Origin of the sequence: Streptomyces sp. NPDC050145 (assembly GCF_044460245.1) — a bacterium.
In the GTDB taxonomy this organism is placed as follows: Bacteria; Actinomycetota; Actinomycetes; order Streptomycetales; family Streptomycetaceae; genus Streptomyces.
In genome coordinates, this window is the sequence record NZ_JBITJS010000010.1 from 290,563 (window position 1) to 314,775 (window position 24,213).

The following is a 24,213-nucleotide window of genomic DNA, read 5'->3' on the forward strand; positions in this document are numbered from 1 at the left end:
TGCCTCGTTCGTCCCCCGAACCGGGAACTGAGTAAAGCGTGAGTAAGTTGCATAGGTGATGGGTCCGCGATCTCGGGGGCCTGACCGATCGACTGAACTTCGAGGTGCAGACCTTGGCTTTCCAGATGCCGGACCGCGGCGGGGGCCCGACGGGGCCGCGGATCAGAGTGGGCCGACCCTCCCGGCGCGCCCGGACGCTGCTGTTGACGCTGGGCGTCCTGGCCGTGCTCGGCATGGCCTTCGTCATGTTCGCCGGGTTCTGGACGGACTGGCTCTGGTACCGGTCGGTCAGGTACTCGTCCGTCTTCACGACGACTCTGTGGACGAAGATCGGGCTCTTCTTCGTCTTCGGCCTCCTCATGGCCGTCGCCGTGGGGGTGAACGTGTGGCTGGCGCACCGGCTGCGCCCGCCGCTGAGCGCCATGTCCATGGAGCAGCAGAGCCTGGACCGCTACCGGATGGGCATCGCGCCCTTCAAGAAGTGGCTCCTCATCGGCATCACGGCCCTGGTGGGCCTGATCGCCGGTGCCTCGGCCGCGAGCCAGTGGCGCACCTGGCTGATGTACGTGAACGGCGTGCCGTTCCACCAGAAGGACCCGCAGTTCCACATGGACGTGGCCTTCTACGCGTTCGACCTGCCCTGGTACCGGTTCCTGCTCGGCTTCGGGTTCGCCGCCACGGTCCTCGGCCTGGTCGCCGCCGCGCTGACGCACTACCTGTACGGCGGGCTGCGCATCACCAGCCCGGGCGCGCGGGCCACCGCCGCCGCGACCGGTCATCTGTCCGTCCTGCTGGGCGTGTTCGTCGCCCTGAAGGCCGTCGCGTACTGGCTCGACCGGTACGGGCTCGCCGTGAAGTCGAGCGACTTCAAGGCGACGGACAACTGGACGGGTCTGCGCTACGTGGACGCGAACGCGTACCTGCCGGCCAAGACGATCCTGTTCTGCATCGCCGTCATCTGCGCGATCCTGTTCTTCGCGACCCTGTGGCGGCGCACCTGGCAGCTGCCCGTCATCGGCTTCGGCCTGATGGTCCTCTCGGCGATCCTGATCGGCGGCCTGTACCCGGCCATCGTCCAGAAGTTCCAGGTCCAGCCGAACGAGCAGGCCAAGGAAGCGCCGTACATCCAGAAGAACATCGACGCGACCCGCAAGGCCTACGAGATCGACAACACGCCGATCGAGGACTACAGCGGCAAGGGTTCGACGGACACCAAGAAGCAGCGCACGGACGCCGACTCGGCGGCCAGCTACCGCCTCAACGACCCGAACGTGGTCTCGCCGACCTTCCAGCAGCTCGAGCAGCAGCGGAAGTACTACCAGTTCCCGACCACCCTGGACGTGGACCGGTACGACGGCCAGGACACGGTGGTGGGCCTGCGTGAGCTGAACCTGGGCAAGCTCGACAAGCGCAACTGGATCAACGACCACTTCGTCTACACGCACGGCTACGGCGCCGTGACGGCGAAGGGCACGTCGACGTCCCAGGGCGCGCCCCAGTTCACCGAGTCCGGACTGCCGACCGACGGCAACCTCGGCACGTACGACCAGCGCATCTACTACGGCGAGAAGACGACGCAGTACTCGATCGTCGGCGGGCCGCAGAAGGAGCTGGACTACGAGCAGGAGGACGGCACCCAGCAGACCACCAGCTACAAGGAGAAGAGCGGGGTCAACCTCGACAACCCGGTCAACCGGGCGGCGTACGCGGTGGCCTTCAGCGAGCCGCAGATCCTCTACTCGGGGGCCATCGGCGAGGGTTCGCGGATTCTCTACAACCGCACCCCGAAGGAGCGCGTCGAGGCCGTCGCGCCCTGGCTGACCATCGACGGCGACCCGTACCCGACGGTCGTCGGCGGGAAGATCAAGTGGGTCGTCGACGCCTACACGACGTCGAACGGGTACCCGTACGCGTCGCGCACGACGCTGGGCGACAGCACCGCCGACTCGCTCAACGAGGGCGACAGCCAGCGCGCCGTGGTGGCCCAGCAGAACCAGGTCAACTACATCCGGAACTCGGTGAAGGCGACCGTCGACGCCAACACGGGCGAGGTCAAGCTCTACACGTGGGACTCCGCCGACCCGGTCCTGAAGACCTGGAAGAAGGCGTTCCCCGGCACCGTGGAGCCGAAGAGCGCCATCCCGGCGGACCTGATGGAGCACCTGCGCTACCCGCAGGACATGTTCAAGGTCCAGCGCGAGCTGCTCAGCCTGTATCACGTCACCAAGCCGACCCAGTTCTACAACGCGTCGGACGCCTGGCAGGTCCCCAACGACCCGACCAAGCGGGACAACAGCGCGGTGCCGCCGTACTACCTGTCCATGAAGCTGCCCGGGCAGGACGCCCAGCAGTTCTCGCTGACGACGACGTTCACCCCGAGCGGCCGGCCCAACCTGCGGGCGTTCATGGCGGTCGACGCCGACGCCACCAGCAAGGACTACGGCACCATCAGGCTCCTCAGAGTCACCGAGGAGAGCGCCCAGGGCCCCGAGCAGGTGCAGAACAAGCTCAACTCCTGGGACCCGGTGGCGAACTGGGTGCGTGACATGAAGGGCGCCGACTCGACGGTCCTCTACGGCAATCTGCTGACCGTGCCCCTGGGCAAGGGCTTCCTCTACGTGGAGCCGATGTACGCCCAGGGCCGCAGCTCCGAGTACCCGCTGATGCGTAAGGTCGCGGTCTCCTACGGGGACCGCAGAGGCTTCGCCGACTCCCTGTCAGAGGCGCTGAACCAGGCCTTCGACGTGGACGGCACGACGCCCGCGGAGCCGGAGAAGCCCGGTGGGGACAAGACGAACCCGCCGGAGAACTCGACGGTCAAGGAAGCCCTCGCGGACGCCGAGAAGGCCTTCGAGGACGGCCAGAAGGCCATGAAGGAAGGCGACTGGTCCGCCTACGGCGAGGCGCAGGGCAAGCTGCAGGACGCCCTGGAGCGCGCCGAGAAGGCCCAGGACGCGGCCGACAAGGCGGCCGGCACCGAGAAGGGCGGCGGCAAGAACGCCGACAAGGCCTCCGCGAAGGACACGGCGAAGGACACCGCGAAGGACGGGGGCCAGACCGCCGGGTGACCGGAGCCCCTCCCGCGCCGTGCTAAGGTTGTGAACACAACGGCGCGGGGTGGAGCAGCTCGGTAGCTCGCTGGGCTCATAACCCAGAGGTCGCAGGTTCAAATCCTGTCCCCGCTACTGATGATCGAAGGCTCGGAAGCATCAGCTTCCGGGCCTTCGGTGCGTCATGACCCAGGACGTCAAGAGCCGCTGGCATGTGCGAAGACTGTGCGAAGGCTGCGTCGCCCGGGGCCAGTTGGCAAAACTGTGTTTCACTTATCTCTCTGTGGGCATGTCGACAAAACGCTGAAGTGACCTCACGGGCTGCGGTATTCCAGGTGTACCCAGGTTGCAGGTGGTGCGACGATGGACGTTATGGGGGACAAGGCAACTCTGTTGGAGACAGGGCGGTTTGTGCAGCCTTCCGGTCCCGAGGACATGGGGGAGCCGGCTGAGGCCGCAGAAGAAGCACGCCGACGGCTGGCCGCGGAGGCCGGCGACGTCGAGGCGATGAGCGTCCTCGGCGCGATGCTGCTGCGCCGCGGAGACCTCGACGGGGCCGAGCCCCTGCTGCGCGCCGCCACCGGTGAGGGTGACCGGGCCGCCGCCAACAACCTGGGCGTCCTGCTCCACCAGCGGGGCTACGCGGAAGAGGCCGCCGGCTGGTGGCGCATCGCCGCCGTCGCCGGATCCGCCCCGGCCGCCCACGCGCTCGGCCGCCACCACCGCGAGCGCGGCGACGAGCCCGCCGCCGAGTACTGGCTGCGCCAGTCCGCCGAGCAGGGCCACACCCTGGGCGCGTACGCGCTCGCCGACCTCCTCGAGCACCGCACCGACGTCGGCGCCGAGCGCTGGATGCGGGTCGCCGCCGAGCGCGGGCACCGCGAGGCCGCCTACCGGCTCGCGCGCGCCCTCGACCGCAAGGGCGCCGCCGACATCCTCGCGGCCGAGGAGGAGCGCACGCCCGCCGCCGAGGCCGAGCAGTGGTACCGCCAGGCCGCCGCGCGCGGACACCGCAGGGCCGCCCTGCATCTTGGCTCCATCCTGGAGAAGCGCGGCGACCTCAAGGAGGCCGGCCGCTGGTACCTGACGTCCGCGAAGGACGGCGAGCCGCGCGCCGCGTGCGCCCTCGCCTTCCTGCTGCGCGACGCGGGCGACGAGGAGAGCGCCGCCGTGTGGTGGCTGCGCGCCGCCCAGGACGGCGACGGGAACGCGGCGAACGCGCTGGGCGCCCTGCACGCCCAGCGCGGCGAGACGCAGACCGCCGAGCGCTGGTACCGCGCCGCCATGGACGCGGGCGACAACAACGGCGCGTACAACCTGGGGCTGCTGTGCGCCGAGCAGAAGCGCACCCAGCAGGCCGAGAGCTGGTACCGCCGCGCCGCCTACGCGGGCCACCGCGAGGCGGCCAACGCGCTGGCGGTGCTGCTCCTCCAGCACGGCGACGCGACCGGCGCCGAGCCCTGGTTCTCCAAGGCGGCGGAGGCCGGAAGCGTCGACGCGGCCTTCAACCTCGGCATCCTCTACGCGGGTCGCACCGGTGAGGAGGCCGAGGCCAAGGCGCTGGAGTGGTACGAGCGGGCCGCCTCCGGCGGGCACACCGAGGCCGCGCTGCAGGCCGGCATCGCCCGGCTGCGCGACGGCGACGAGCAGAGCGCCGAGCGGCATCTGCGGTGCGCGGCCGGCGGCGGCAGCCCGGAGGCGGCGTACCGGCTCGCCTCGCTGCTCGACGTGCGGCGCCCGCCCGAGACCCGGCACGAGCTGGGCGAGCCCGTGATCCAGCGCAGCGAGTGCGAGGAGTGGTACGAGCGGGCCGCCGAGCACGGGCACCGGCGCGCCCAGGTGCGGGTCGGCATGCTCGCCGCCGCGCGCGGGGACGTCGTGGAGGCGGCGCGCTGGTACCGCGAGGCCGCCGAGGCGGGGTCCCGCAACGGCGCCTTCAACCTCGGCCTGCTGCTCGCGCGTGAGGGCAGCGAGCCGGAGGCCGCCCTGTGGTGGCGCCGCGCCGCGGACGCCGGGCACGGCCGGGCCGCGCTCCGGCTCGCCCTGCTGCGCACCCGTCGCGGCGACCTCGTCGAGGGCCAGAAGTGGGCCTCGCGAGCCGTGGAGCTCGGCCCGGCGGAGGTCGCCGAGCGGGCCGCGCGGCTGCGCGACGCGCTCCGCCAGGAGCTCTCCGCGTAGGCGCCGCAAGGGCTCTGCCGGGGCTGCGCGGGGGCTGCTGAAAGGAATTTGCGCTGGTCGGGGGCATCCCGTAAGGTTGGGTTCACCGACGCGGGGTGGAGCAGCTCGGTAGCTCGCTGGGCTCATAACCCAGAGGTCGCAGGTTCAAATCCTGTCCCCGCTACTGAAAGTCCGAGGCCCGGAGCCATTGAGCTCCGGGCCTCGGCGCATGTGTGGGGCCGGTCAGGACTTGTGCCCCACGGCCTCCTCGTAGAGCTTGCGGTCCACCGTCCGCGACTCGGGCAGCGGATCGCCCTCGGAGACGCCCGCCGCCTTGTACGCGGCCTGCAGCCGGTCGGTCGAGCCGGACCTGATCTCCCAGTCCATGCGCAGCGACGGGGTCGACTCCAGGACGCCCTGGTCGATCTTGAGCAGGTCCGCGAGTTCCTTCACGAACGCGGGGTCCGTCTTGTAGTCGCCCGGGAAGTACGTGTTCACCGTGCGGATGTACGCGCGCAGCAGGGCGACGCCCGCGTCGGGGTCGTCCTTCAGGAGCTTCGGGCCGAAGAGCATGCCGCCCAGTGGCTCGCCCTGGGGCTGGCCGCCGAGGAACGCGAAGCGCCGGTCGCCGTCGATCTTGCGCCACACCGGGTCGAGCAGCCAGGCCGAGTCGACGCCGCCGTTCTGCAGCGCGGTCAGCACGTCCGCCGAGCCGAGCTGCTGGAACTGGATCTTGTCGAGGCCGCCGCCGTGCTTCTTCAGGGCCGTGTTCATCGGGTACGAGATGACGGAACCCTTGCCGATCATCGTGCCGAGCTTGCGGCCGGCCATGGTGACGTGGTCCGGGCTCTCGCCCTTCTTGAGGCGCACCCACAGGCCGCTCTTGGAGGCGGGGTCGGGGGAGAAGTTCCCGGCGACCCACTTGATGTCGAAGCCGCCGAGGATGCCGTTCATGACCGCGGCCTCGGGGGCCGCCCACTGGGCGTCGATGTCGCCCTTGGCGAGCAGAGGCAGTGCGTCGGGCGTGGGCAGCACCTTCAAGGTGACGTCCAGGCCCTCCTTCTCGAACTCGCCCTTCTTGACGGCCATTTCGAGCGGGGCCACGTACTCGGCGGCCAGGGTGCCCGTCGCGATGGTCAGCTTGCGGGTCTTGGCGAGCTTGACCGGGGCGGGGGAGCCGGGGGAGCAGCGGGCCGGTTTCCGGTCCGGCGCGCGGTCGGCGGGATCGGTCCAGCCGGCCTTGCCGCAGCCCGCCACCGCCTTGATCGTGCGCGGCTTCGCGGCCGCGTCGGACGCGGTGTCGTTCTTGGCGCAGGCGGCCGTGCCGGTCAGCAGGGCGCCGGTGAGCAGCAGGGGCAGTGCGAGGGAGCGCGTGCGCAAGGGGAGCCTCCGTACAGCGTCATACGTAACACGTAACCGGGAAGGGACTCAGGGGATGGGGGGCGGCGTCACGAATTCGGCGTCACGACTGGCCGCGGCCGCGGTCGCGCGGGGCCCACGGGGTGAGCAGGCGGCCGGCGAGGCGGACCAGCTCGGAGAAGACGACGCCGAGCACGGCCACGCAGACGATGCCGACGAACATGACGTCGTTCTGGAAGAGGGCGCGCGCGTCGAAGATGAGGTGGCCGAGGCCGTTCGTCGCCGCGATCTGCTCGGAGGCGACGATGACGAGCACCGCGACGCCGGCCGCGATCCGGGCGCCCACCAGGACGGCGGGCAGCGAGGCCGGCAGCAGGACGTGGCGGAACATCTGCCAGGAGGACGCGCCGAAGACCTGTCCCGCGTCGCGGTGCCCGGCGGGGACGGCGACGACCGCCGCCATCGTCGAGATCCAGACGAAGAAGAACACCGTCGCCGCGACGAGCGCGACCTGCGGCCCCTCGCCCAGCCCGAACATGTTCAGGAAGACCGGCAGCAGGGCCAGTTTGGGCACCACGTAGAGGGCGTCGAGGAGAGGTTCGAGCGCGGCCCTGACCAGGGCGACCGAGCCCATGAGGAGGCCGAGGAGGTAGCCGGAGACCGTGCCGATCACATAGCCCGCGAGGACGCGCTTCAGGGTGGCCCACACGTCGGGCCACAGCTCGCCCTCCGCGGCCCGGTCCCAGCCGTCGGCCAGGATCGTGGAAGGGGCCGGGTAGACGCGGGCGTCGATCCACTCCTGCGCGGCCGCGAGCTGCCAGAGCAGGACCAGGGCGAGCGGTACCGCGACGGCGAGGGAGAGTTCCAGGGCGCGGCGGCGGCGCCGGGTGCGGACCGGGTGGAGCTCGCGGGGGCCCGGGGCGCGGACCAGGAGGCCGGCGGTGTCGCCCTTCTCGGGGACGGTCGTCGTCATGCGGGCACCGCCGCGGTGTGCTGTTCCTGGGACACCTCGCCGCGCAGCAGGTCCCAGAGCTCGCCCTTCAGGGCGGTGAACTCCGGGGTGCTGCGGATGTCGCCGGTGCGCGGGCGGGCGAACGGCGGGCGGCGCTCGGCGATCACCCGGCCCGGCCGCGCCGACATCACCAGGACACGGTCGCCGAGCACGATCGCCTCCTCCAGGCTGTGCGTGATGAACAGCGTGGTGGTGCGCGTGGACTGGGTGAGGGCGAGCAGTTCGTCCTGGAGGATCGTGCGCAGCTGGGCGTCCAGCGCGGCGAACGGCTCGTCCATGAGCAGGATCTCCGGCTCCACGGCCAGGGCGCGGGCGATCGCGACGCGCTGGCGCATGCCGCCGGACAAAGCGGAGGGGTAGGCGTCCGCGAAGTCGGCGAGGCCCATGCGGGCGAGCCAGTCGCGGGCCCGGGTGTTCGCCTCGCGGCGCGGGACCTTCTGGATGTCCAGGCCGAAGCGGACGTTGGCCAGCACGGTCTTCCAGTCGTAGATGCCGTAGTCCTGGAAGATCATCGCGGCCGGGCGGGGGCTGGAGGTGCTGATCTCCAGGGTGCCGGTGGAGGGGCGGGTCAGGCCGGCGGCTATCCGGAGCAGGGTGGACTTGCCGCAGCCGGACGGGCCTACGACGCAGACGAACTCGCCGGGGGTCAGTTGGAGGTCTACGGGGCCCAGGGCTCGGGTCTCGCCGAAGGTGCGGGTCAGTTCTCGGGCGCGGAGTTTGTGTTGCACGGGGCCCTCCGGGGGTGCGGCTGGATTGTGGTGGGCGCCGCGAGAATATGACGGGGTGTCAGATTGCGGAAGGGGGTGCGTCTGCTGGGGCGCGGGGGCGGTCGCGCCGTTGCTGGGTCGGTTCGATCCCGACTGCCGCGCCGTCGTGGCTGGTCGCGCAGTTCCCCGCGCCCCTGGAGGCGCACTTCGTGCGGCCTTGGGGGCGGAGTCGCTGATGGATGCGGCCCCGTGCCCCTGGCGGGGCGCGTCAAAAAAGGCCCGCACCTGTTGGTGCGGGCCCTTTCTGGTGAAGCGTTACGCCGTCGTGCAGGACGGGCACAGGCCCCGGTACGTGACCTCTACGTCCGAGATCGTGAAGCCGAAGCGCTCCGAGTCGGGGAGGTCGGTCAGGGGATTCCCGCTGGGGTGGACGTCGCGGATCTGGCCGCACTGGGCGCAGACCAGGTGCTGGTGGGGGCGGTGCGCGTTCGGGTCGTAGCGCTTCGCGCGCTTGTCCGTGGCGACCTCGATGACCTCGCCGAGCGAAACCATCTCGCCCAGGGTGTTATAGACCGTGGCACGCGAGATCTCGGGCAGCCTGGCGACGGCGCGCGAGTGCACCTCGTCGGCCGTCAGATGCACGTGATCCCCGTCGAGGACCTCGGCCACGACGCGCCGCTGCGCGGTCATCCGCCAGCCGCGTCCGCGCAGTCGTTCCAACAGGTCACTCATGTAGACCAGCCTAACAGTCGGGGGACCAGGTCCCGAACGGGCGTAACCTTGGAGTATTGCTTGACTTAGACATTGTCCATTGTAGGATCAACCTCGGCTCAGGCCAAGCGACAGGACAACTCCGGAAGGGCCCGCAATGTCCGAGAACCATGAAGCGATCGTGACCGACCCGAAGACTGAGGGCACGGGTGGTTGCCCCGTTGCGCACGGGCGAGCGGCCCACCCGACCCAGGGCGGCGGAAACCGTCAGTGGTGGCCGGAGCGGCTCAATCTCAAGATCCTCGCGAAGAACCCCGCGGTGGCGAACCCGCTGGGTGAGGACTTCGACTACGCAGAGGCCTTCAAGGCCCTCGACCTCCCGGCGGTCAAGCGGGACATCGCCGAGGTGCTCACCACCTCCCAGGACTGGTGGCCGGCCGACTTCGGCAACTACGGCCCGCTGATGATCCGTATGGCCTGGCACAGCGCCGGCACGTACCGCATCAGCGACGGCCGCGGTGGCGCCGGTGCCGGTCAGCAGCGCTTCGCTCCGCTGAACAGCTGGCCGGACAACGCGTCCCTGGACAAGGCCCGCCGTCTGCTGTGGCCGGTCAAGAAGAAGTACGGCAAGGCCATCTCGTGGGCCGACCTCATGATCCTCACGGGCAACGTGGCGCTGGAGACGATGGGCTTCAAGACCTTCGGCTTCGCCGGCGGCCGCGTGGACGAGTGGGAGCCGGACGAGGACGTCTACTGGGGCCCCGAGACCGAGTGGCTGGGCGACGAGCGCTACACGGGCGACCGTGAGCTGGAGAACCCGCTCGCCGCGGTCCAGATGGGTCTCATCTACGTGAACCCCGAGGGGCCGAACGGGAACCCGGACCCGATCGCCGCCGCCCGCGACATCCGCGAGACGTTCCGCCGCATGGCGATGAACGACGAGGAGACCGTCGCCCTGATCGCCGGTGGTCACACCTTCGGCAAGACCCACGGCGCCGGCCCGGCCGACGCGGTGTCCGCCGACCCCGAGGCCGCTCCCATGGAGCAGCTGGGCCTCGGCTGGAAGAGCAGCTACGGCACGGGTGTCGGCAAGGACGCGATCACGTCCGGCCTGGAGGTCACCTGGACCACCACCCCGACCCAGTGGAGCAACGGGTTCTTCAAGAACCTGTTCGAGTACGAGTACGAGCTCACCCAGAGCCCGGCCGGTGCCAACCAGTGGGTGGCCAAGGACGCCGAGGCGACCGTCCCGGACGCCTTCGACCCGTCGAAGAAGCACCTCCCGACGATGCTCACCACGGACCTCTCGCTGCGCCTCGACCCGATCTACGGGCCGATCTCGCGCCGCTTCTACGAGAACCCGGAGGAGTTCGCGGACGCCTTCGCCCGTGCCTGGTACAAGCTGACGCACCGTGACATGGGTCCGGTCGTCCGCTACCTGGGCGCGGAGGTCCCCTCCGAGGTGCTGCTGTGGCAGGACCCGCTGCCGGCGCGCGAGGGCGAGCTGCTCGGCGCCGCCGACGTCGCCGCGCTCAAGGAGGAGGTGCTCGGCTCCGGTCTCTCGGTCGCGCAGCTGGTCTCCACCGCCTGGGCCTCGGCGTCCTCCTTCCGCGGCAGCGACAAGCGCGGCGGTGCCAACGGCGCCCGCATCCGCCTGGAGCCGCAGCGCAACTGGGAGGTCAACAACCCGGCCGAGCTGTCCCAGGTCCTCAGCAAGCTCGAGGGCATCCAGCAGGCGTTCAACGCCAAGGGCGGCAAGCAGGTCTCCCTGGCCGACCTGATCGTGCTCGCGGGCACCGCGGCCGTCGAGAAGGCGGCCAAGGACGGCGGCGTCGAGGTCGAGGTCGGCTTCACGCCGGGCCGTGTCGACGCGACACAGGAGCAGACGGACGTGGAGTCCTTCTCCGCGCTCGAGCCCTCCGCCGACGGCTTCCGCAACTACGTGGGCAAGGGCAACCGCCTGCCCGCCGAGTTCCTGCTGCTCGACAAGGCGAACCTGCTGACCCTGAGCGCCCCCGAGCTGACCGTCCTCGTCGGCGGCCTGCGCGTCCTGGGGAACAACCACGGGCAGTCGAAGCACGGCGTCCTCACGGAGCGCCCGGGCACCCTGACGAACGACTTCTTCGTCAACCTGCTCGACCTCGACACCCAGTGGAAGTCCACGTCCGAGGCGCAGGACGAGTTCGAGGGCCGCGACGCCTCCGGTGCGGTCAAGTGGACCGGCACCCGCGCCGACCTGGTCTTCGGGTCGAACTCGGAGCTGCGCGCCGTCGCCGAGGTCTACGCGAGCGACGACGCCAAGGAGAAGTTCGTGAAGGACTTCGCGGCCGCCTGGACCAAGGTCATGGACCTGGACCGGTTCGAGGTCTGATCGCCGCCTCCGTGCCGCCCCCACGGGGGTGAACGCTTCGGCAGGCGCCCGGTGAAGGCCGTGGTCATGGCCCTTCGCGGCTGAACCCCCGGGCGCCCGCCGAGAGACGGGAGGGCCGGTTCCCTACGGGGAGCCGGCCCTCTTTGTCATGCCGGAGGCCTTGGCGGATCAGGCCAGGTCGTGGGCCAGGCGCCGGGCCGGGGCCCAGCAGCGGATGATGTCGCGGACGGAGACGATGCCGACCGGCTCACGCCCGTCGAGCACGATCAGATGCCGGAAACCGCCGTGCGCCATCGCCTCGGCGGCGTCCTCCAGGGTCCACGCCGGGGTGGCGAAGACGACGTCGGTGGTGGTGTGGGTGCCCGCGGTCTCGTGGTCGGGGTTCTGGTCGAGGCCGAGGGAGTTGAGGACGTCGCGCTCGGTGAGGATGCCGATGCCGCAGCCGTCGGGATCGAGGACCACGGCGGCGCCGACGCGGCGCGCGGACATCAGCCGGGCCGCCTGGCGCAGGGTGTGGGTGGGGCCGATGGTGAGGACCATCGTGCTCATGGCGTCACGGACGAGCATGGAGAGAGCCGCCTTCCTGTGTGAGCCACCTGCGGCATCGCCCCCGCGCCGCCGGCCGGGGTCCGGGGCGGCTACGAGAAGCGATTCACAAGTTCACAAGTGGGGGGACTCTCAATGTGGCAGGTAAAGGGAGAGTCAACAAGGGGGCGCGGGAAGCGACTTCCGGCGCACGGGGAGCGGGACCGGCTCAGCGCAGGTAGCTGAGCATCTCGTCGTGGAGCAGTCCGTTCGACGCCGCCGCGTTGCCGCTGTGCGGGCCCGGACGGCCGTCGAGGCCGGTGAACGAGCCGCCCGCCTCGGTCACGATGATCGAGTTCGCCGCCATGTCCCACAGGGAGAGCTCCGGCTCCGCGCACAGGTCCACCGAGCCCTCGGCGACCATCATGTACGGCCAGAAGTCGCCGTAGCCGCGCGTGCGCCACACCGTGCGGGTCAGGTCCAGGAACCCGTTGAGCCGGCCCTGCTCCTCCCAGCCCGACAGCGAGGAGTACGCGAACGAGGCGTCGGCCATGCGGCCCACCTTCGACACGTGCAGCCGGGACGCCGAGGTCAGGCTGCGGCCGCTGTACGCGCCCGCGCCCTTCGCCGCCCACCAGCGGCGGCCGAGCGCGGGGGCCGACACGACGCCGACGACCGGCTGGTAGCCGCCCTCGCCGGCCTCCATCAGGGAGATCAGCGTCGCCCACACCGGGACGCCGCGCACATAGTTCTTGGTGCCGTCGATCGGGTCGATCACCCAGCGGCGCGGACCCGTGCCCTCGATGCCGTACTCCTCTCCGAGGACCGCGTCGCGTGGCCTGGCCCGCTGGAGGTTGCCGCGGATCAGCTCCTCGGCGGCCTTGTCGGCCTCGCTCACCGGCGTCATGTCCGGCTTGGTCTCCACCTTCAGGTCGAGAGCCTTGAACCGGTCCATCGTCGCGGCGTCGGCGACGTCGGCGAGGACGTGGGCGAGACGCAGATCATCGAGGTAGTCGGGCATGGGTGCACAGTATCGATCGAGGTGCGCCCCCGGCCACAGCGCCCGGTCCGCACGTGCGCTCGCCCCCCTCCCCGTACCAGACATAAGGGGCGCAACCCCTTGACAGGGCGGACAAGCCCGTCAACTCTGGCGAAACGAACCGTACGGACCCGGCGGCCCCGGGGAGGCGACGATGCCCGCAGCCAGGGAATCACTGTTGGAAGCGGCCTGCGCGGCGCTCGGGCGGCGGCCCTGGTCGGCGATACGGATGGTGGACGTGGCGGCCGCCGCCTCGGTGTCGCGCCAGACCCTCTACAACGAGTTCGGCAGCAAGGACGGCCTGGCCCGCGCCCTGGTGCGGCGCGAGACCGACCTCTACCTCGCCGGCGCCGACCGGGCCCTGCGCGAGGGCGGCTTCGAGGCGCTCGCCGCATGGACCTCCGAGACGACCCGGCGCAACCCCCTGGCACGGGCCCTGCTCACCGGCTGCTGGAGCGAGCGGCTGCCCGCGGTCGACCTCGCCGCCGCCCCGCACCTCTCCGGGGTCCCCGCACAGCGCCGCGCCGACGGCCCGCTGCCGGGCCCCGCCGATCTCGTCGCCGCCGTACGGGACCGGGCCGCCGCCGTGCTCGGCAGACCCGCGGGCGAGTGCGAGCTCGCCGTGCGGGTCGCGCTGTCGTGGGTGGTGGCACCGGCGGGCGACGCGGACCTGGCCCGCCTGCTGCGCTTCAGAGTGGCCTGAAGCTCCCGGAACGGGGGATCAGTGCGCCGAGCCCGAGAGCTGGAGGCCGATGACCCCGGCGATCACCAGGCTGATGGACACGATCTTGAGCGTGGAGACGACGTCACCGAGGAAGATCATCCCGTAGATCGCCGTGCCCGCCGCGCCGATACCCGTCCACACGGCGTACGCGGGCCCCACGTCGAGCTTCTTCAGGGAGAGCGTCAGCAGACCGAAGCTGCCCAGGGCGAACGAGGCGAACGCGACCGTCGGCCACAGCCGGGTGAAGCCGTGCGAGAGCTTGAGGCACACGGCGAAACCGGTCTCCAGGATCCCCGCCACGATGACCAGCAGCCACGCCATGTGAGTCTTCCTCCCGTGTCCCGCTGATCCGGTACGGCGATCGATCCCGTACGGGGATTATGCCTTCACCGGCCGGGCCGGGCGGCAAACAACGGCGAGGTCAGTCGCCCTCGCGGCGCTCACGCGTCGCGAGCAGCCGGCGCAGCGAGTACAGGCGCGCCGGATCGGCGTGCCCCGCCTCCACCCACGCGTCGAGCGCGCAGTCCGGCTCGTCGTGGCTGCACGCGCGCGGGCAGTCGGCGGTGCCCGGCTCCAGGTCCGGGAACGCGTGGATGACGCGCGAGGGGTCCACGTGGTGCAGGCCGAACGACCGCACACCCGGAGTGTCGACCACCCAGCCCGCGTCGCCCGACAGCGGCAGCGCGAGCGCCGAGGTCGTTGTGTGCCGGCCGCGGCCCGTGACCGCGTTGACATGACCCGTCGTACGCCGCCGGTCGTCCGGCACCAGCGCGTTGACCAGCGTCGTCTTGCCCACGCCGGAGTGCCCGACGAACGCCGTCACCTTCCCGTCGAGCTGCTCGCGCACCCGCGCCACGGCGGTCCCGTCCTCCAGCTCGGCCCGGCTCGTCACCACGTACGGGATGTCGAGGTCGCCGTACAGGTCGAGCATCTTGTCCGGCGGGGCCAGGTCGGACTTGGTCAGGACGAGCAGCGGCGTGAGGCCGCCGTCGTACGCCGCGACGAGACAGCGGTCGATCATGCGCGGGCGCGGCTCGGGGTCGGCGAGCGCGGTGACGATGGCGAGCTGGTCCGCGTTGGCCACGACGACGCGCTCGTAGGGGTCGTCGTCGTCCGCGGTGCGGCGCAGCACCGAGCTGCGCTTCTCGATGCGCACGATGCGCGCGAGCGTGTCCTTCTTGCCGGACAGATCGCCGACGACCGAGACCCGGTCCCCGACGACCGCGGCCTTGCGGCCCAGCTCACGGGCCTTCATCGCGGTCACGGGGATGTCGTCGATGAGGACGGTGAGCCGCCCCCGGTCCACGGTGAGGACCATGCCCTCGGCCGCGTCCTCGTGCTTGGGCCGGATGTTCGTCCGCGGCCGGTTCCCCTTGCGGTTGGGGCGCTGGCGGATGTCGTCCTCGTCGGTGTGCTTGCTGTAGCGGCGCATCGCAGTGGTCCCTAGGCCCCGAGGCCGTCCGACCCGAGCATGGCGGTCCACATGTCGGGGAAGTCGGGCAGCGTCTTCGCGGTCGTCGCCACGTTCTCGATCTGCACCCCTTCCACGGCCAGGCCGATGATCGCGCCCGCCGTCGCCATGCGGTGGTCGTCGTACGTGTGGAAGATGCCGCCGTGCAGCCGGCGCGGGCGGATGTGCAGGCCGTCGGCGGTCTCGGTGACGTCACCGCCCAGCTCGTTGATCTCCTTGGTGAGCGCGGCCAGGCGGTCCGTCTCGTGCAGGCGCAGGTGGGCGACACCGCGCAGCGTGGACGGGCCGTCGGCCAGCGCCGCGACCGCCGCGATGCCCGGGGTCAGCTCGCCGACCTCGCCCAGGTCCACGTCGATGCCGTGGATCGTGCCCGAGCCGGTGAACTCCAGGCCCCGAGCGGTCAGTTCGCAGGACCCGCCCATCTGCGTGAAGATGTCGCGCAGCGCGTCGCCGGGCTGCGTGGTGTGCGCGGGCCAGTCGGGGATCGTGACCTTGCCGCCGGTGATCAGCGCCGCCGCCAGGAACGGCTGCGCGTTCGACAGGTCCGGCTCGATCGTGATGTCCCGGCCGAGCAGGGCGCCCGGCGTGACCCGCCACACGTTCGCCTCGCCGCCCGACTCCGGGGTGTCGACCTGGGCGCCGACCGCGCGCAGCATGTCGACCGTCATCCGGATGTGCGGCATCGACGGCAGCGTCGAACCGGTGTGCCGGACCTCCACGCCCTGGTTGAAGCGCGGGGCCGAGAGGAGCAGCGCGGAGACGAACTGGGAGGACGACGACGCGTCGATCTCGACCGTGCCGCCGTCGAGCGCCCCGCCGCCCTGCACGGTGAGCGGCAGCGCCCCGCGCCCCTCGTCCTCGATCCGGGCGCCGAGCGCGCGCAGCGCGTCGATCACGCCGTGCAGCGGACGCTCGTACGAACGGGGGTCGCCGTCGAAGCGGATCGGCCCGTCGGCGAGCGTGGCGACCGGGGGCAGGAAGCGCATGACCGTGCCCGCGTTGCCCACGTCGACGGTGGCCGGGCCCTGGAGGCGGCCGGGGATGACCCGCCAGGCCTCACCGGAGCCGTCCGGGCCCACGCCCTCCTCGATGCCGACGCCCATCGCGCGCAGCGCGCCCGCCATCAGCACCGTGTCGCGCGAGCGCAGCGGGCGGCGCAGCCAGCCCGGCTCGGCGGCGAGCGCGGCCAGCACCAGCGCGCGGTTGGTGACGGATTTGGATCCCGGCACCTGGACCGTCGCGTCGACGGCTCCGCTCGCGAGAGGGGCGGGCCACAGGGCGGTGTGCGCGGGGTTCGACGTCATGCCTTTACTTTAGTGGGCCCGCGTGGACCCACCTGTTCACAGGCCGAGCAGCCAGCGACCGCCGCCGAGCAGCGAGCACAGCGACACCGCGTGGAAGAAGAAGAACCACATCGCCGCCGGTACGTGCGTGAGCCGGGAGAGCTGGTCCGCGTCCGAGTCCCCGGCCCCGCCTCGGCGCCGCTTCGACTGCAGCTCGAAGGCCGGCCGCACCCCGCCGAGCAGCAGGAACCAGACCACCACGTACGCGAACGCCGCCTGCACCTGCGGGCCCGTCAGCCAGGACACCAGCAGGAACGCGCCGCCGGTGACCACCACCGTGAGCACCCCGTACGCGTTCCTGATCATCACCAGCATCACGAGGAGCAGGGCTGTCGCCAGCCACAGCAGCAGCGTGATGTGGCCCTCGCCCAGCAGCGCGGCGCCGCCGAGGCCGAGCAGCGGCGGGGCCGTGTAGCCCGCGGCGGCCGTCAGGACCATGCCGATGCCGGTCGGCTTGCCCCGGCTGACGGTGAGGCCGCTGGTGTCCGAGTGCAGCCGGATGCCGTCGAGGCGGCGGCCCATCAAAAGCGCGACCAGGCCGTGGCCGCCCTCGTGGGCGATCGTGATCGCGTTGCGGGACAGGCGCCACACGGCGTGCGGGACGATCGCGGCGAGGGCGAGGACACCGGCGGCGATCACCACCCACTCCTGCGGGTCGGACTGGGTCCCGGTGATCCGGTCCCAGAGGCTGGCGTCCATGTTCGGTGGGGCTCCCGTTCGTCTGCGGCGTTCTGGCACTGTGGCACGTATGTGCGGACGGTATGCATCCAGTCGTGGGCCCGAGGATCTCGCAGAAGTCTTTGAGATCGAGCGGTGGGAGCCGGAGGAGGCTCTCGAGCCCGACTACAACGTGGCCCCCACCAAGGAGGTCCACGTGGTGCTCGACCGTCCCCTCAAAGACGCCGCGGACCGCCGGCCGGTTCGCCAGCTGCGCAAGCTGAAGTGGGGGCTCGTGCCGTCGTGGGCCAAGACGCCCGAGGGCGCGGCCCGCATGATCAACGCCCGCGCGGAGACGCTCCATGAGAAGCCGTCCTTCAAGCAGGCCTTCGCCGCGCGGCGCTGCATCGTGCCCGCCGACGGCTATTACGAGTGGGTGACCGGGGCCGCCGAGCGCGACCTGGAGGTCGAGGGCAGGAAGAAGCGGGCACGCAAGCAGCCGTACTTCGTGACGCCGGCCGACGGGTCGGTGTTCGCCATGGCCGGGCTGTACGAGTTCTGGCGGGACCGGACGCTGCCGGACGCGCATCCGGCGGCCTGGTGGGTGACCTGCTCGGTGATCACCACGGAGGCGGAGGTCGCTCCGCTCGGGGTCGCGCCGGAGGACGGGCCGCGCTCTCTCGCCGAGATCCATCCCCGGATGCCGCTGATGCTGACGCCTGATCGGTGGGACGCGTGGCTGGATCCCACGCGGGCCGATCCGGGGGAGTTGCAGGGGCTGTTGGCCCCGCCGCCGGAGGGGCTGATGCGGGCCTATCCGGTCGCGACGGCCGTCAGCAACGTCCGCAACAACGGGCCTGAGCTCCTGAAGGAGCTGGACGGGCCGGAGTTCGGCACGCTGTTCTGAGGCGGGGTTGCGCCTCCTCGTCTGCCAGTTCTGTATCGCGGGCGAGTGCCGGCCGGTGGGGCTTCTCGCGCAGTTCCCCGCGCCCCTGAAAGGCTTGCGGCTTCGCCGCTCAGCCTTTCAGGGGCGGGGCGGCAGACGAGCCTCGAGTCATGCCCGGGGCACCATGGGCGCGTGACCCGTACTGAGATCGTGCACACCGACACCGGCGACGCCCGCATCACCTGGCACCCCGCGCGGGGTGCGCGGCGGATCCTCGCCGTCAGTCACGGCGCCGGCGGCGGGATCGAGGCGAGGGATCTGCAGGCCCTCGCCCAGGCCCTGCCGGCCCACGGCGTGACCGTCGCCCTCGTGGAGCAGCCCTGGCGCGTCGCCGGCAAGAAGCTGGCCCCCGCGCCCAAGACCCTGGACACGGGCTGGCGCGGCCTGTGGCCCGCACTGGAGAAGCCCGGCCTCCCGGTGATCGCCGGAGGCAGAAGCGCCGGCGCCCGCGTGGCCTGCCGCACGGCGAAGGAGCTGGGCGCCGCCGCCGTCCTCGCGCTGAGCTTCCCGCTGCACCCGCCGGGCAAGCCGGAGAAGTCCCGCGCCGACGAACTGCTCGGCGCCGGCGTCCCCACCCTCGTCGTCCAGGGCGGCAACGACCCCTTCGGCAAGCCCGCCGAGTTCCCGGAGCCGGACACGTTCGAGCTCGTCGAAGTGCCGTACGGCGACCACGGGTTCGCTGTGGCCAAGCGCGCCCCCACGAGCCAGGAGGAGGCGCTGGAGACGATCACCGGGGCCGTCGTCACGTGGACTCGGTCACTCGGCTAGCGGACGGGAATGTTGTGGCCGGGACCGCTGTTGTGCGGAACATCGGTGAACAGTTCGTACGAGAGGAAGTCCGCCGCATGGGTTCGACCATCTGCCCGAGCCGCAGCACCACTCCTGACCTGGAGTGGACCGTCCTGCACGCGGCCCGGACCGTGCCTATTCGGGCGGCGGGCGGACCGGATCGTCGTCTATCCTCCGATTCGAGTGGGACCATTCCCGGTCTCGCGACGTCGTCGGAGGAGGTGGGTCCGGTCGCAGGGACCGACGCAGGGACCGAAAACGGCCAGGCGGAGCAGCCCGGGCCCGCGGAGACCGCTGCCGAGCGCAGCGCGCGCTTCGAGCGGGACGCGCTGGAATTCCTCGACCAGATGTACTCCGCGGCGCTGCGCATGACGCGCAACCCCGCAGACGCGGAGGACCTGGTCCAGGAGACGTACGCGAAGGCGTATGCGTCGTTCCACCAGTTCCGCGAGGGCACGAACCTCAAGGCGTGGCTGTACCGGATCCTCACGAACACCTTCATCAACTCGTACCGGAAGAAGCAGCGCGAGCCCCAGCGCAGCGCCGCCGAGGAGATCGAGGACTGGCAGCTGGCCCGGGCCGAGTCGCACATGTCGACGGGTCTGCGCTCCGCCGAGTCGCAGGCGCTCGACCACCTGCCCGACTCGGACGTGAAGCAGGCGCTCCAGGCGATCCCCGAGGAATTCCGTATCGCCGTGTATCTCGCGGACGTAGAGGGCTTTGCGTACAAGGAGATCGCGGACATCATGGGGACACCCATCGGGACGGTGATGTCCCGGCTCCACCGGGGCCGTCGCCAGCTGCGCGGCATGCTCGAGGACTACGCCCGTGACCGCGGGCTCGTCCCGGCCGGCGCCGGAGAGTCGAACGAAGTGAAAGGTTCGGGCTCATGAGCTGCGGAGAGCCGCACGAGACGGACTGCAGTGAAGTTCTCGATCATCTCTACGAGTACCTCGACCATGAGATGCCGGATCCGGACTGCACCAAGTTCGAGGTGCACTTCGAGGAGTGCTCCCCGTGTCTGGAGAAGTACGGCCTCGAGCAGGCCGTGAAGAAGCTGGTGAAGCGGTGCTGCGGGCACGACGACGTGCCGAGCGACCTGCGGGCCAAGGTCATGGGCCGGATCGAGCTGATCCGCTCCGGTGACGCCACCCCGGAGGACGGCTTCGGGAACTCGCTGGCCTGAGCCCGCTCTCTCGCGGGAATTGCCGTGCCGCGCGCGGGAGTTGAGCTCCCGCGCAAGCTTCGCACCGCACCCGTCAACTTCACGCGTCATCCACCTCACCCGATCGAGTTAATCCGGGGCCGTGCGCCCCGGTATTCCCCCGATGCCGCCCCGGTGGAGCGGCGAGCGGCCTATTCTCCGTGAACTGAACGCCACGGGGAGGGAGTTGGGGCATGCGGTCGGTTCCGCCGGTGGCCTGCGCCTATGTGCTTCTCGCCGTGGGGGCGGGCCTTTTCTGTGCCGCCCCGGCGCTCTCCCCGCAGACCCCCTGGCCCTCCGCCGTCCTGCTCGCCGCCGTCTACGCGGGCTGTGAGCACGCGGGGCGGTTCCGGATCATCGGGCGCCGGGCGCCCCAGGACATGGGCACGTTCTTCCCCGTCCTGCTTGCAGGAGCGTTTCTGCTGCCTCCGGCCGCCGCCGCGCTCGTCGCCGTGCCCGGCGCGCTGCTCGGCCGGGTGGAGCAGCGGCCCAGAGCGCTGCGCCGGACCTGGCGCGCGGCCCGGCTCGCCCTCGCCGTCTGGGCCGCCGCGCAGGCCTTCGCACTGCTCGACGGCGCCGCCGCGGTCTCGGCGCCCCGCTTCCCGTACGCGCTCGTGCCCTGCGGCGCGGGCGCGCTCGTCTTCTGCGCCGCGCTCACCCTCCTCGACGGCGGCATCCTCGCCACCGCCGAGCGGGTCCCGCTCCGCTCCGCCTGGCGCGGCCTGTTCGGCCGCACCCTCGCCCCCGTCGTCGTGCACGGCCTCGCCGGGATGATGATGGCCGTCCTGTGGGCCGGCGTGTACGGGCCCCTCGCCTCGCTGCTCGTCCTGCTGCCCATGTACATCTCCTGCTGGGTCTTCGCCCAGTACCAGCGCGAGCGCGCCGCCCACCAGGCGACCATCAGGGCGCTCGTCCAGGCCGTCGACATCAAGGACGGCTACACACGCGGGCACAGCGAGCGCGTCGGCCAGGCCTCGATGATGATCGCGCGCGAGCTCGGCATGGCCGAGGAGCGCGTCGAGGTGCTGCGCTTCGCCGGGATCCTGCACGACGTCGGCAAACTCGGTGTCCCGACCCGGCTGCTGCGCAAGGACGGCCCGCTCACCCCCGAGGAACGCAAGGTCATCGAGCTGCACCCCGAGTACGGGCACGAGATGGTGCGCGGCATCGGCTTCCTCGGCGAGGCCCGGGCCGCGATCCTGCACCACCACGAGCGGCTCGACGGCAGCGGCTACCCGTACGGGCTCGCGGGCGCGCAGATCCCGGAGTTCGCCCGCGTCGTCGCGGTCGCCGACGCCTTCGACGCCATGACCTCCACCCGTACGTACTCCCGGGCGCGGCCCGTCGACGTCGCGCTCGCGGAGCTGGACCGCTGCGCCGGATCGCAGTTCGACCCCGTGATGGTCGGCGCGCTCACCCGCGTGCTCGGCCGCGACGGCTGGCACCCCGTCGTCACCGCCGACGAGACCGCCCTGCCCGCCCCGCGCGGCACGGACCTCCCGGTGCCGGGGGCGGCCTCCCTGTGAGCGACCGCGCGCCGCTCGGACCGGCACCGCGCGCGGGGACGCCCGGACGGCGCTCCCCGCTCGTCCTCGGCGTGCACGCCCTCGCCCTGGCCATCGCCGGGCTCGCCCTCGCCCGGAGCGCCTGGTACGGCCTCGAGGACCGCGGTATCGCCCTCGCCTTCGGACTCCTCGTCGCGGTCGGCGAGCTCGCCCGCCGGGGCCGCGGCGACGACCGCGAGCCCGCCCCGCTCGGCACCGCCGGCGCACTCGCCTACGCGCTGCTCGGCGAGGTCGCCGGGGAACCGACCCGGCACGGGGCCCTCCAGGTCGTCGCCGTCACCCTCGCCGGCGGCCTCGTCGGCTGTGTCCCGCACATCGCGCGCGGCAACGGACCCACCCCGGACCACATGGCCCGCCGGGTCCTGACCGTCGCCTTCGCCGCCGTCTGCTTCCAGCCGCTCTACAACCAGGGCCGGCTGGCCGAGTGGGTGGGCGACGGACCCGGGCACGCCCTGGTCGTCGCCGGGCTCCTCGCGCTCACCGTGCTGTGCGACGCCGTGCTCGCCGCCGTCCTCGCACGGGCCCGCACCGAATGGCCGTTCGGGCCGCTGCTGCGTGACGAGCTGCGGGCCGTGCCGGGCATCGGCTCGGCCGTCTGCGCGACCGGCGCCGTCACCGCGCTCGCCGTCGCCGTGGCCGGCCTGTGGGCGCTGCCCGTGATCAGCCTGCCGCTGCTCCTGACCCAGCTGGCCTTCCGCCGCTACGCCTCGGTCCGGGCCACGTACCGGCAGACCATCGCCTCGCTGGCCCGCGCCACCGAGATCGCCGGGTACACCCCGCACGGGCACGCGCTGCGGGTCGCCGCGCTGAGCCGGGCCGTGGGGCGCGACCTCGGCCTGTCCGAGCCCGAACTGACCGTCCTGGAGTACGCCGCCCTCATGCACGACATCGGCCAGCTCTCGCTGCTCGACCCCGTCACCGACGGGGCCACCGCCGCGCTGCCCGCCGACCGGCAGCGCAGCATCGCCCTGCTCGGCGGGGCCGTCGTCCGGCAGACCGGGGTGGACGCCCGGGTCGCCGTGGTGGTCGAGCGGCAGGCGGACCCGTACCGTGAGCAGCCGGTCGCCGCGCGGATCGTGCGCGCGGCGAACGCGTACGACGAGATGGCCAGGGAAGAGGGTCCCCAGGGGCCGCTGAAGGCTCTGGAGCGGCTTCGTCTCGGCACCGGCCGCGATTATCAGTCGGAGGTCGTGGAAGCCCTGGCCAGAGTGGTTTCGCGGCCCGGGCCGCTCCTGGGTTCGGCCGGGTGACCCATGGGTAATGAGCGGGCGTCCGACCGTACGTGGTTGGATGCGAATGAGCCCGAAGAACAGGGTGTGTCCGGGGGCACAGGCCTCGAGAGTCTGCAGGCGGGAATCGTGAGGATCTTCGGCAAGGGACGGCACCGGCCATCGGCCTCGTGGCGACAGGCCACGGACCGCGCGTTCACGCTGATCGGCGACGGCCGGTACGAGGACGCGGGGGCGCTGCTCACCCGTGCCGCCGACCTGGAGCCGTGGCTCTCGGAGTCCTGGTTCAACCTGGCGCTGCTGCACAAGTTCCGGCACGACTGGGAGCAGGCGCGCAGCGCGGGTCTGCGGGCCGTCGCGCTGCTCGAGCGGGAGTCGGGCGCCCCGGACTGGTGGAACGTGGGCATCGCCGCCACCGCCCTGCAGGACTGGCCGCTGGCGCGGCGGGCCTGGCAGGCGTACGGGCTGAAGGTGCCCGGCGGGGCGGCCGCAGCCGGTGAGCCGACGGGCATGGACCTCGGCAGCGCGGCCGTGCGGCTCTCTCCGGAGGGCGAGGCCGAGGTCGTGTGGGGGCGCAGGCTCGACCCCGCGCGCATCGAGGTGCTGTCCATTCCGCTGCCGTCCTCGGGGCGGCGCTGGGGCGAGGTCGTGCTGCACGACGGGGTCCCGCACGGGGAGCGGACCACGGCCACGGGGCACTCGTACCCCGTGTTCGACGAGATCGAGCTCTGGGCGCCTTCGCCGGTGCCGACGTGGGTCGTGCTCCTCGAGGCGGCGACCGAGGCGGACCGGGACGCGCTGGAGCGGCTCGCGGCGGACGCCGGGTTCGCGGCGGAGGACTGGTCCTCGTCGGTGCGGCTGCTGTGCCGGACGTGTTCGGAGTCGCGGATGCCCTCCGACGAGGGGGACGGGACGCATCTCGACCCGCACGATCACAGTGAGCCGGGGCATCCCGGGCCGCTGGGGCATCGGACCGACGGGCAGTTGTGGGTGCCGGAGCGGGAGTGCGGTGTCGCTGCGCCGGCTTCTCTGGTCCGGGGTCTCCTGGACGGCTGGGTCGCGGACAGCCCCGACTCCCGTGACTGGCGGGACCTCGAAGAGGTCTGTTAGCGGTTCTCGGTGTCGGGTGTGGATGCGCGCCGCGGGGCTTGGGGATCGTCGCCGGGTGCGGCTTCGTCTGTGGCTGGTCGCGCCCCGCGACGGAGTCGCTGATCGGTACAGCCCCGCGCCCCTGAAGGCACACTTCGTGCGCCCCAGGGGTCTGCTGGTCGCGCTCCGCGACGGAGTCGCTGATCGGTACTGCCCCGCGGGGGAAGATGCTGGCCCGTACCCTGTAAGGGCACTGTTCATGTAG

Annotated in this window: 21 protein-coding genes and 2 tRNA genes; 13 read left to right on the forward strand and 10 right to left on the reverse strand. The window is 71.7% G+C overall.

Going from position 1 to position 24,213, the window contains the following annotated elements; translation table 11 throughout:
- The first annotated feature begins 125 nt into the window (after positions 1–125).
- From ACIBTU_RS21975 to ACIBTU_RS21990, 4 genes are all read left to right on the forward strand, one after another.
- On the forward strand, positions 126–3,068 hold the full coding sequence (locus ACIBTU_RS21975) for a UPF0182 family protein (RefSeq protein ID WP_399128068.1): 2,943 nt from the start codon (positions 126–128) through the stop codon (positions 3,066–3,068).
- A 43-nt stretch (positions 3,069–3,111) separates the two neighbouring features.
- Positions 3,112–3,185: transfer RNA gene (locus tag ACIBTU_RS21980), tRNA-Met, on the forward strand.
- Positions 3,186–3,413: 228 nt separating this feature from the next.
- Positions 3,414–5,228 (forward strand): tetratricopeptide repeat protein, encoded by a 1,815-nt coding sequence (locus ACIBTU_RS21985; protein ID WP_399127994.1) that lies wholly within the window; start codon positions 3,414–3,416, stop codon positions 5,226–5,228.
- A gap of 89 nt (positions 5,229–5,317) precedes the next feature.
- Positions 5,318–5,391, forward strand: a tRNA-Met gene (locus tag ACIBTU_RS21990).
- 59 nt (positions 5,392–5,450) lie between these two features.
- Here the strand turns inward: ACIBTU_RS21990 and ACIBTU_RS21995 are convergent.
- From ACIBTU_RS21995 to ACIBTU_RS22010, 4 genes are all read right to left on the reverse strand, one after another.
- Positions 5,451–6,587, reverse strand: coding sequence for an ABC transporter substrate-binding protein (locus ACIBTU_RS21995; RefSeq protein WP_399127996.1), 1,137 nt, complete (start codon positions 6,585–6,587; stop codon positions 5,451–5,453).
- An 82-nt stretch (positions 6,588–6,669) separates the two neighbouring features.
- Positions 6,670–7,539: an ABC transporter permease gene (locus tag ACIBTU_RS22000; protein WP_399127997.1), complete on the reverse strand. Its 870-nt coding sequence runs from the start codon at positions 7,537–7,539 to the stop codon at positions 6,670–6,672.
- Positions 7,536–8,306 carry an ABC transporter ATP-binding protein gene (locus ACIBTU_RS22005; protein ID WP_399127998.1) on the reverse strand — a complete coding sequence of 257 codons (771 nt, stop codon included), beginning with the start codon at positions 8,304–8,306 and terminating at the stop codon, positions 7,536–7,538. The genes ACIBTU_RS22000 and ACIBTU_RS22005 overlap by 4 nt, the downstream gene beginning before the upstream one ends.
- Positions 8,307–8,600: 294 nt before the next feature.
- Entirely contained in the window at positions 8,601–9,017 is a 417-nt protein-coding gene (locus ACIBTU_RS22010; RefSeq protein ID WP_399127999.1) for a Fur family transcriptional regulator, read from the reverse strand.
- Between the two features lie 136 nt (positions 9,018–9,153).
- On the opposite strand from ACIBTU_RS22010, the gene katG reads away from it, so the two are divergent.
- Positions 9,154–11,367, forward strand: coding sequence for a catalase/peroxidase HPI (katG, locus tag ACIBTU_RS22015; RefSeq protein ID WP_399128000.1), 2,214 nt, complete (start codon positions 9,154–9,156; stop codon positions 11,365–11,367).
- A gap of 168 nt (positions 11,368–11,535) precedes the next feature.
- Here the strand turns inward: katG and ACIBTU_RS22020 are convergent, their stop codons facing one another.
- Positions 11,536–11,934 carry a cyclic nucleotide-binding/CBS domain-containing protein gene (locus ACIBTU_RS22020; protein ID WP_399128001.1) on the reverse strand — a complete coding sequence of 133 codons (399 nt, stop codon included), beginning with the start codon at positions 11,932–11,934 and terminating at the stop codon, positions 11,536–11,538.
- 187 nt (positions 11,935–12,121) lie between these two features.
- Positions 12,122–12,913, reverse strand: coding sequence for a histidinol-phosphatase (hisN, locus tag ACIBTU_RS22025; protein WP_399128002.1), 792 nt, complete (start codon positions 12,911–12,913; stop codon positions 12,122–12,124).
- 172 nt (positions 12,914–13,085) lie between these two features.
- Here hisN and ACIBTU_RS22030 point away from each other — a divergent pair, with 172 nt between their 5' ends.
- Positions 13,086–13,634, forward strand: coding sequence for a TetR/AcrR family transcriptional regulator (locus ACIBTU_RS22030; RefSeq protein ID WP_399128003.1), 549 nt, complete (start codon positions 13,086–13,088; stop codon positions 13,632–13,634).
- An 18-nt stretch (positions 13,635–13,652) separates the two neighbouring features.
- Here ACIBTU_RS22030 and ACIBTU_RS22035 read toward each other — a convergent pair whose 3' ends face one another.
- The 4 genes from ACIBTU_RS22035 to ACIBTU_RS22050 form a co-directional block, all read right to left on the reverse strand.
- A complete protein-coding gene (locus ACIBTU_RS22035) occupies positions 13,653–13,976 on the reverse strand; it encodes a multidrug efflux SMR transporter (protein ID WP_161302440.1) in 324 nt (107 codons plus the stop codon).
- Positions 13,977–14,076: 100 nt separating this feature from the next.
- Entirely contained in the window at positions 14,077–15,087 is a 1,011-nt protein-coding gene (gene rsgA, locus ACIBTU_RS22040) for a ribosome small subunit-dependent GTPase A (RefSeq protein WP_399128004.1), read from the reverse strand.
- Between the two features lie 11 nt (positions 15,088–15,098).
- Complete coding sequence (gene aroA / locus ACIBTU_RS22045; RefSeq protein ID WP_399128005.1) at positions 15,099–16,430, reverse strand: 3-phosphoshikimate 1-carboxyvinyltransferase; 1,332 nt, start codon at positions 16,428–16,430, stop codon at positions 15,099–15,101.
- A gap of 36 nt (positions 16,431–16,466) precedes the next feature.
- Positions 16,467–17,168 (reverse strand): M50 family metallopeptidase, encoded by a 702-nt coding sequence (locus ACIBTU_RS22050; protein WP_399128006.1) that lies wholly within the window; start codon positions 17,166–17,168, stop codon positions 16,467–16,469.
- 49 nt (positions 17,169–17,217) lie between these two features.
- Between ACIBTU_RS22050 and ACIBTU_RS22055 the strand changes: the two genes are divergently transcribed.
- The 7 genes from ACIBTU_RS22055 (at position 17,218) to ACIBTU_RS22085 (ending at position 23,969) form a co-directional block, all read left to right on the forward strand.
- Complete coding sequence (locus tag ACIBTU_RS22055) at positions 17,218–18,033, forward strand: SOS response-associated peptidase (protein ID WP_399128007.1); 816 nt, start codon at positions 17,218–17,220, stop codon at positions 18,031–18,033.
- Between the two features lie 171 nt (positions 18,034–18,204).
- Positions 18,205–18,840 carry an alpha/beta family hydrolase gene (locus ACIBTU_RS22060; RefSeq protein ID WP_399128008.1) on the forward strand — a complete coding sequence of 212 codons (636 nt, stop codon included), beginning with the start codon at positions 18,205–18,207 and terminating at the stop codon, positions 18,838–18,840.
- 242 nt (positions 18,841–19,082) lie between these two features.
- Positions 19,083–19,754 carry an RNA polymerase sigma factor SigR gene (gene sigR, locus ACIBTU_RS22065; protein WP_188336953.1) on the forward strand — a complete coding sequence of 224 codons (672 nt, stop codon included), beginning with the start codon at positions 19,083–19,085 and terminating at the stop codon, positions 19,752–19,754.
- Positions 19,751–20,047, forward strand: coding sequence for a mycothiol system anti-sigma-R factor (gene rsrA, locus ACIBTU_RS22070; protein ID WP_188336952.1), 297 nt, complete (start codon positions 19,751–19,753; stop codon positions 20,045–20,047). Before sigR ends, rsrA begins: the two co-directional genes overlap by 4 nt.
- 212 nt (positions 20,048–20,259) lie before the next feature.
- A complete protein-coding gene (locus ACIBTU_RS22075) occupies positions 20,260–21,591 on the forward strand; it encodes an HD-GYP domain-containing protein (protein WP_399128009.1) in 1,332 nt (443 codons plus the stop codon).
- Entirely contained in the window at positions 21,588–22,880 is a 1,293-nt protein-coding gene (locus ACIBTU_RS22080) for an HD-GYP domain-containing protein (protein ID WP_399128011.1), read from the forward strand. Before ACIBTU_RS22075 ends, ACIBTU_RS22080 begins: the two co-directional genes overlap by 4 nt.
- A 108-nt stretch (positions 22,881–22,988) precedes the next feature.
- Positions 22,989–23,969 (forward strand): tetratricopeptide repeat protein, encoded by a 981-nt coding sequence (locus tag ACIBTU_RS22085; protein WP_399128012.1) that lies wholly within the window; start codon positions 22,989–22,991, stop codon positions 23,967–23,969.
- Positions 23,970–24,213 lie beyond the last annotated feature (244 nt).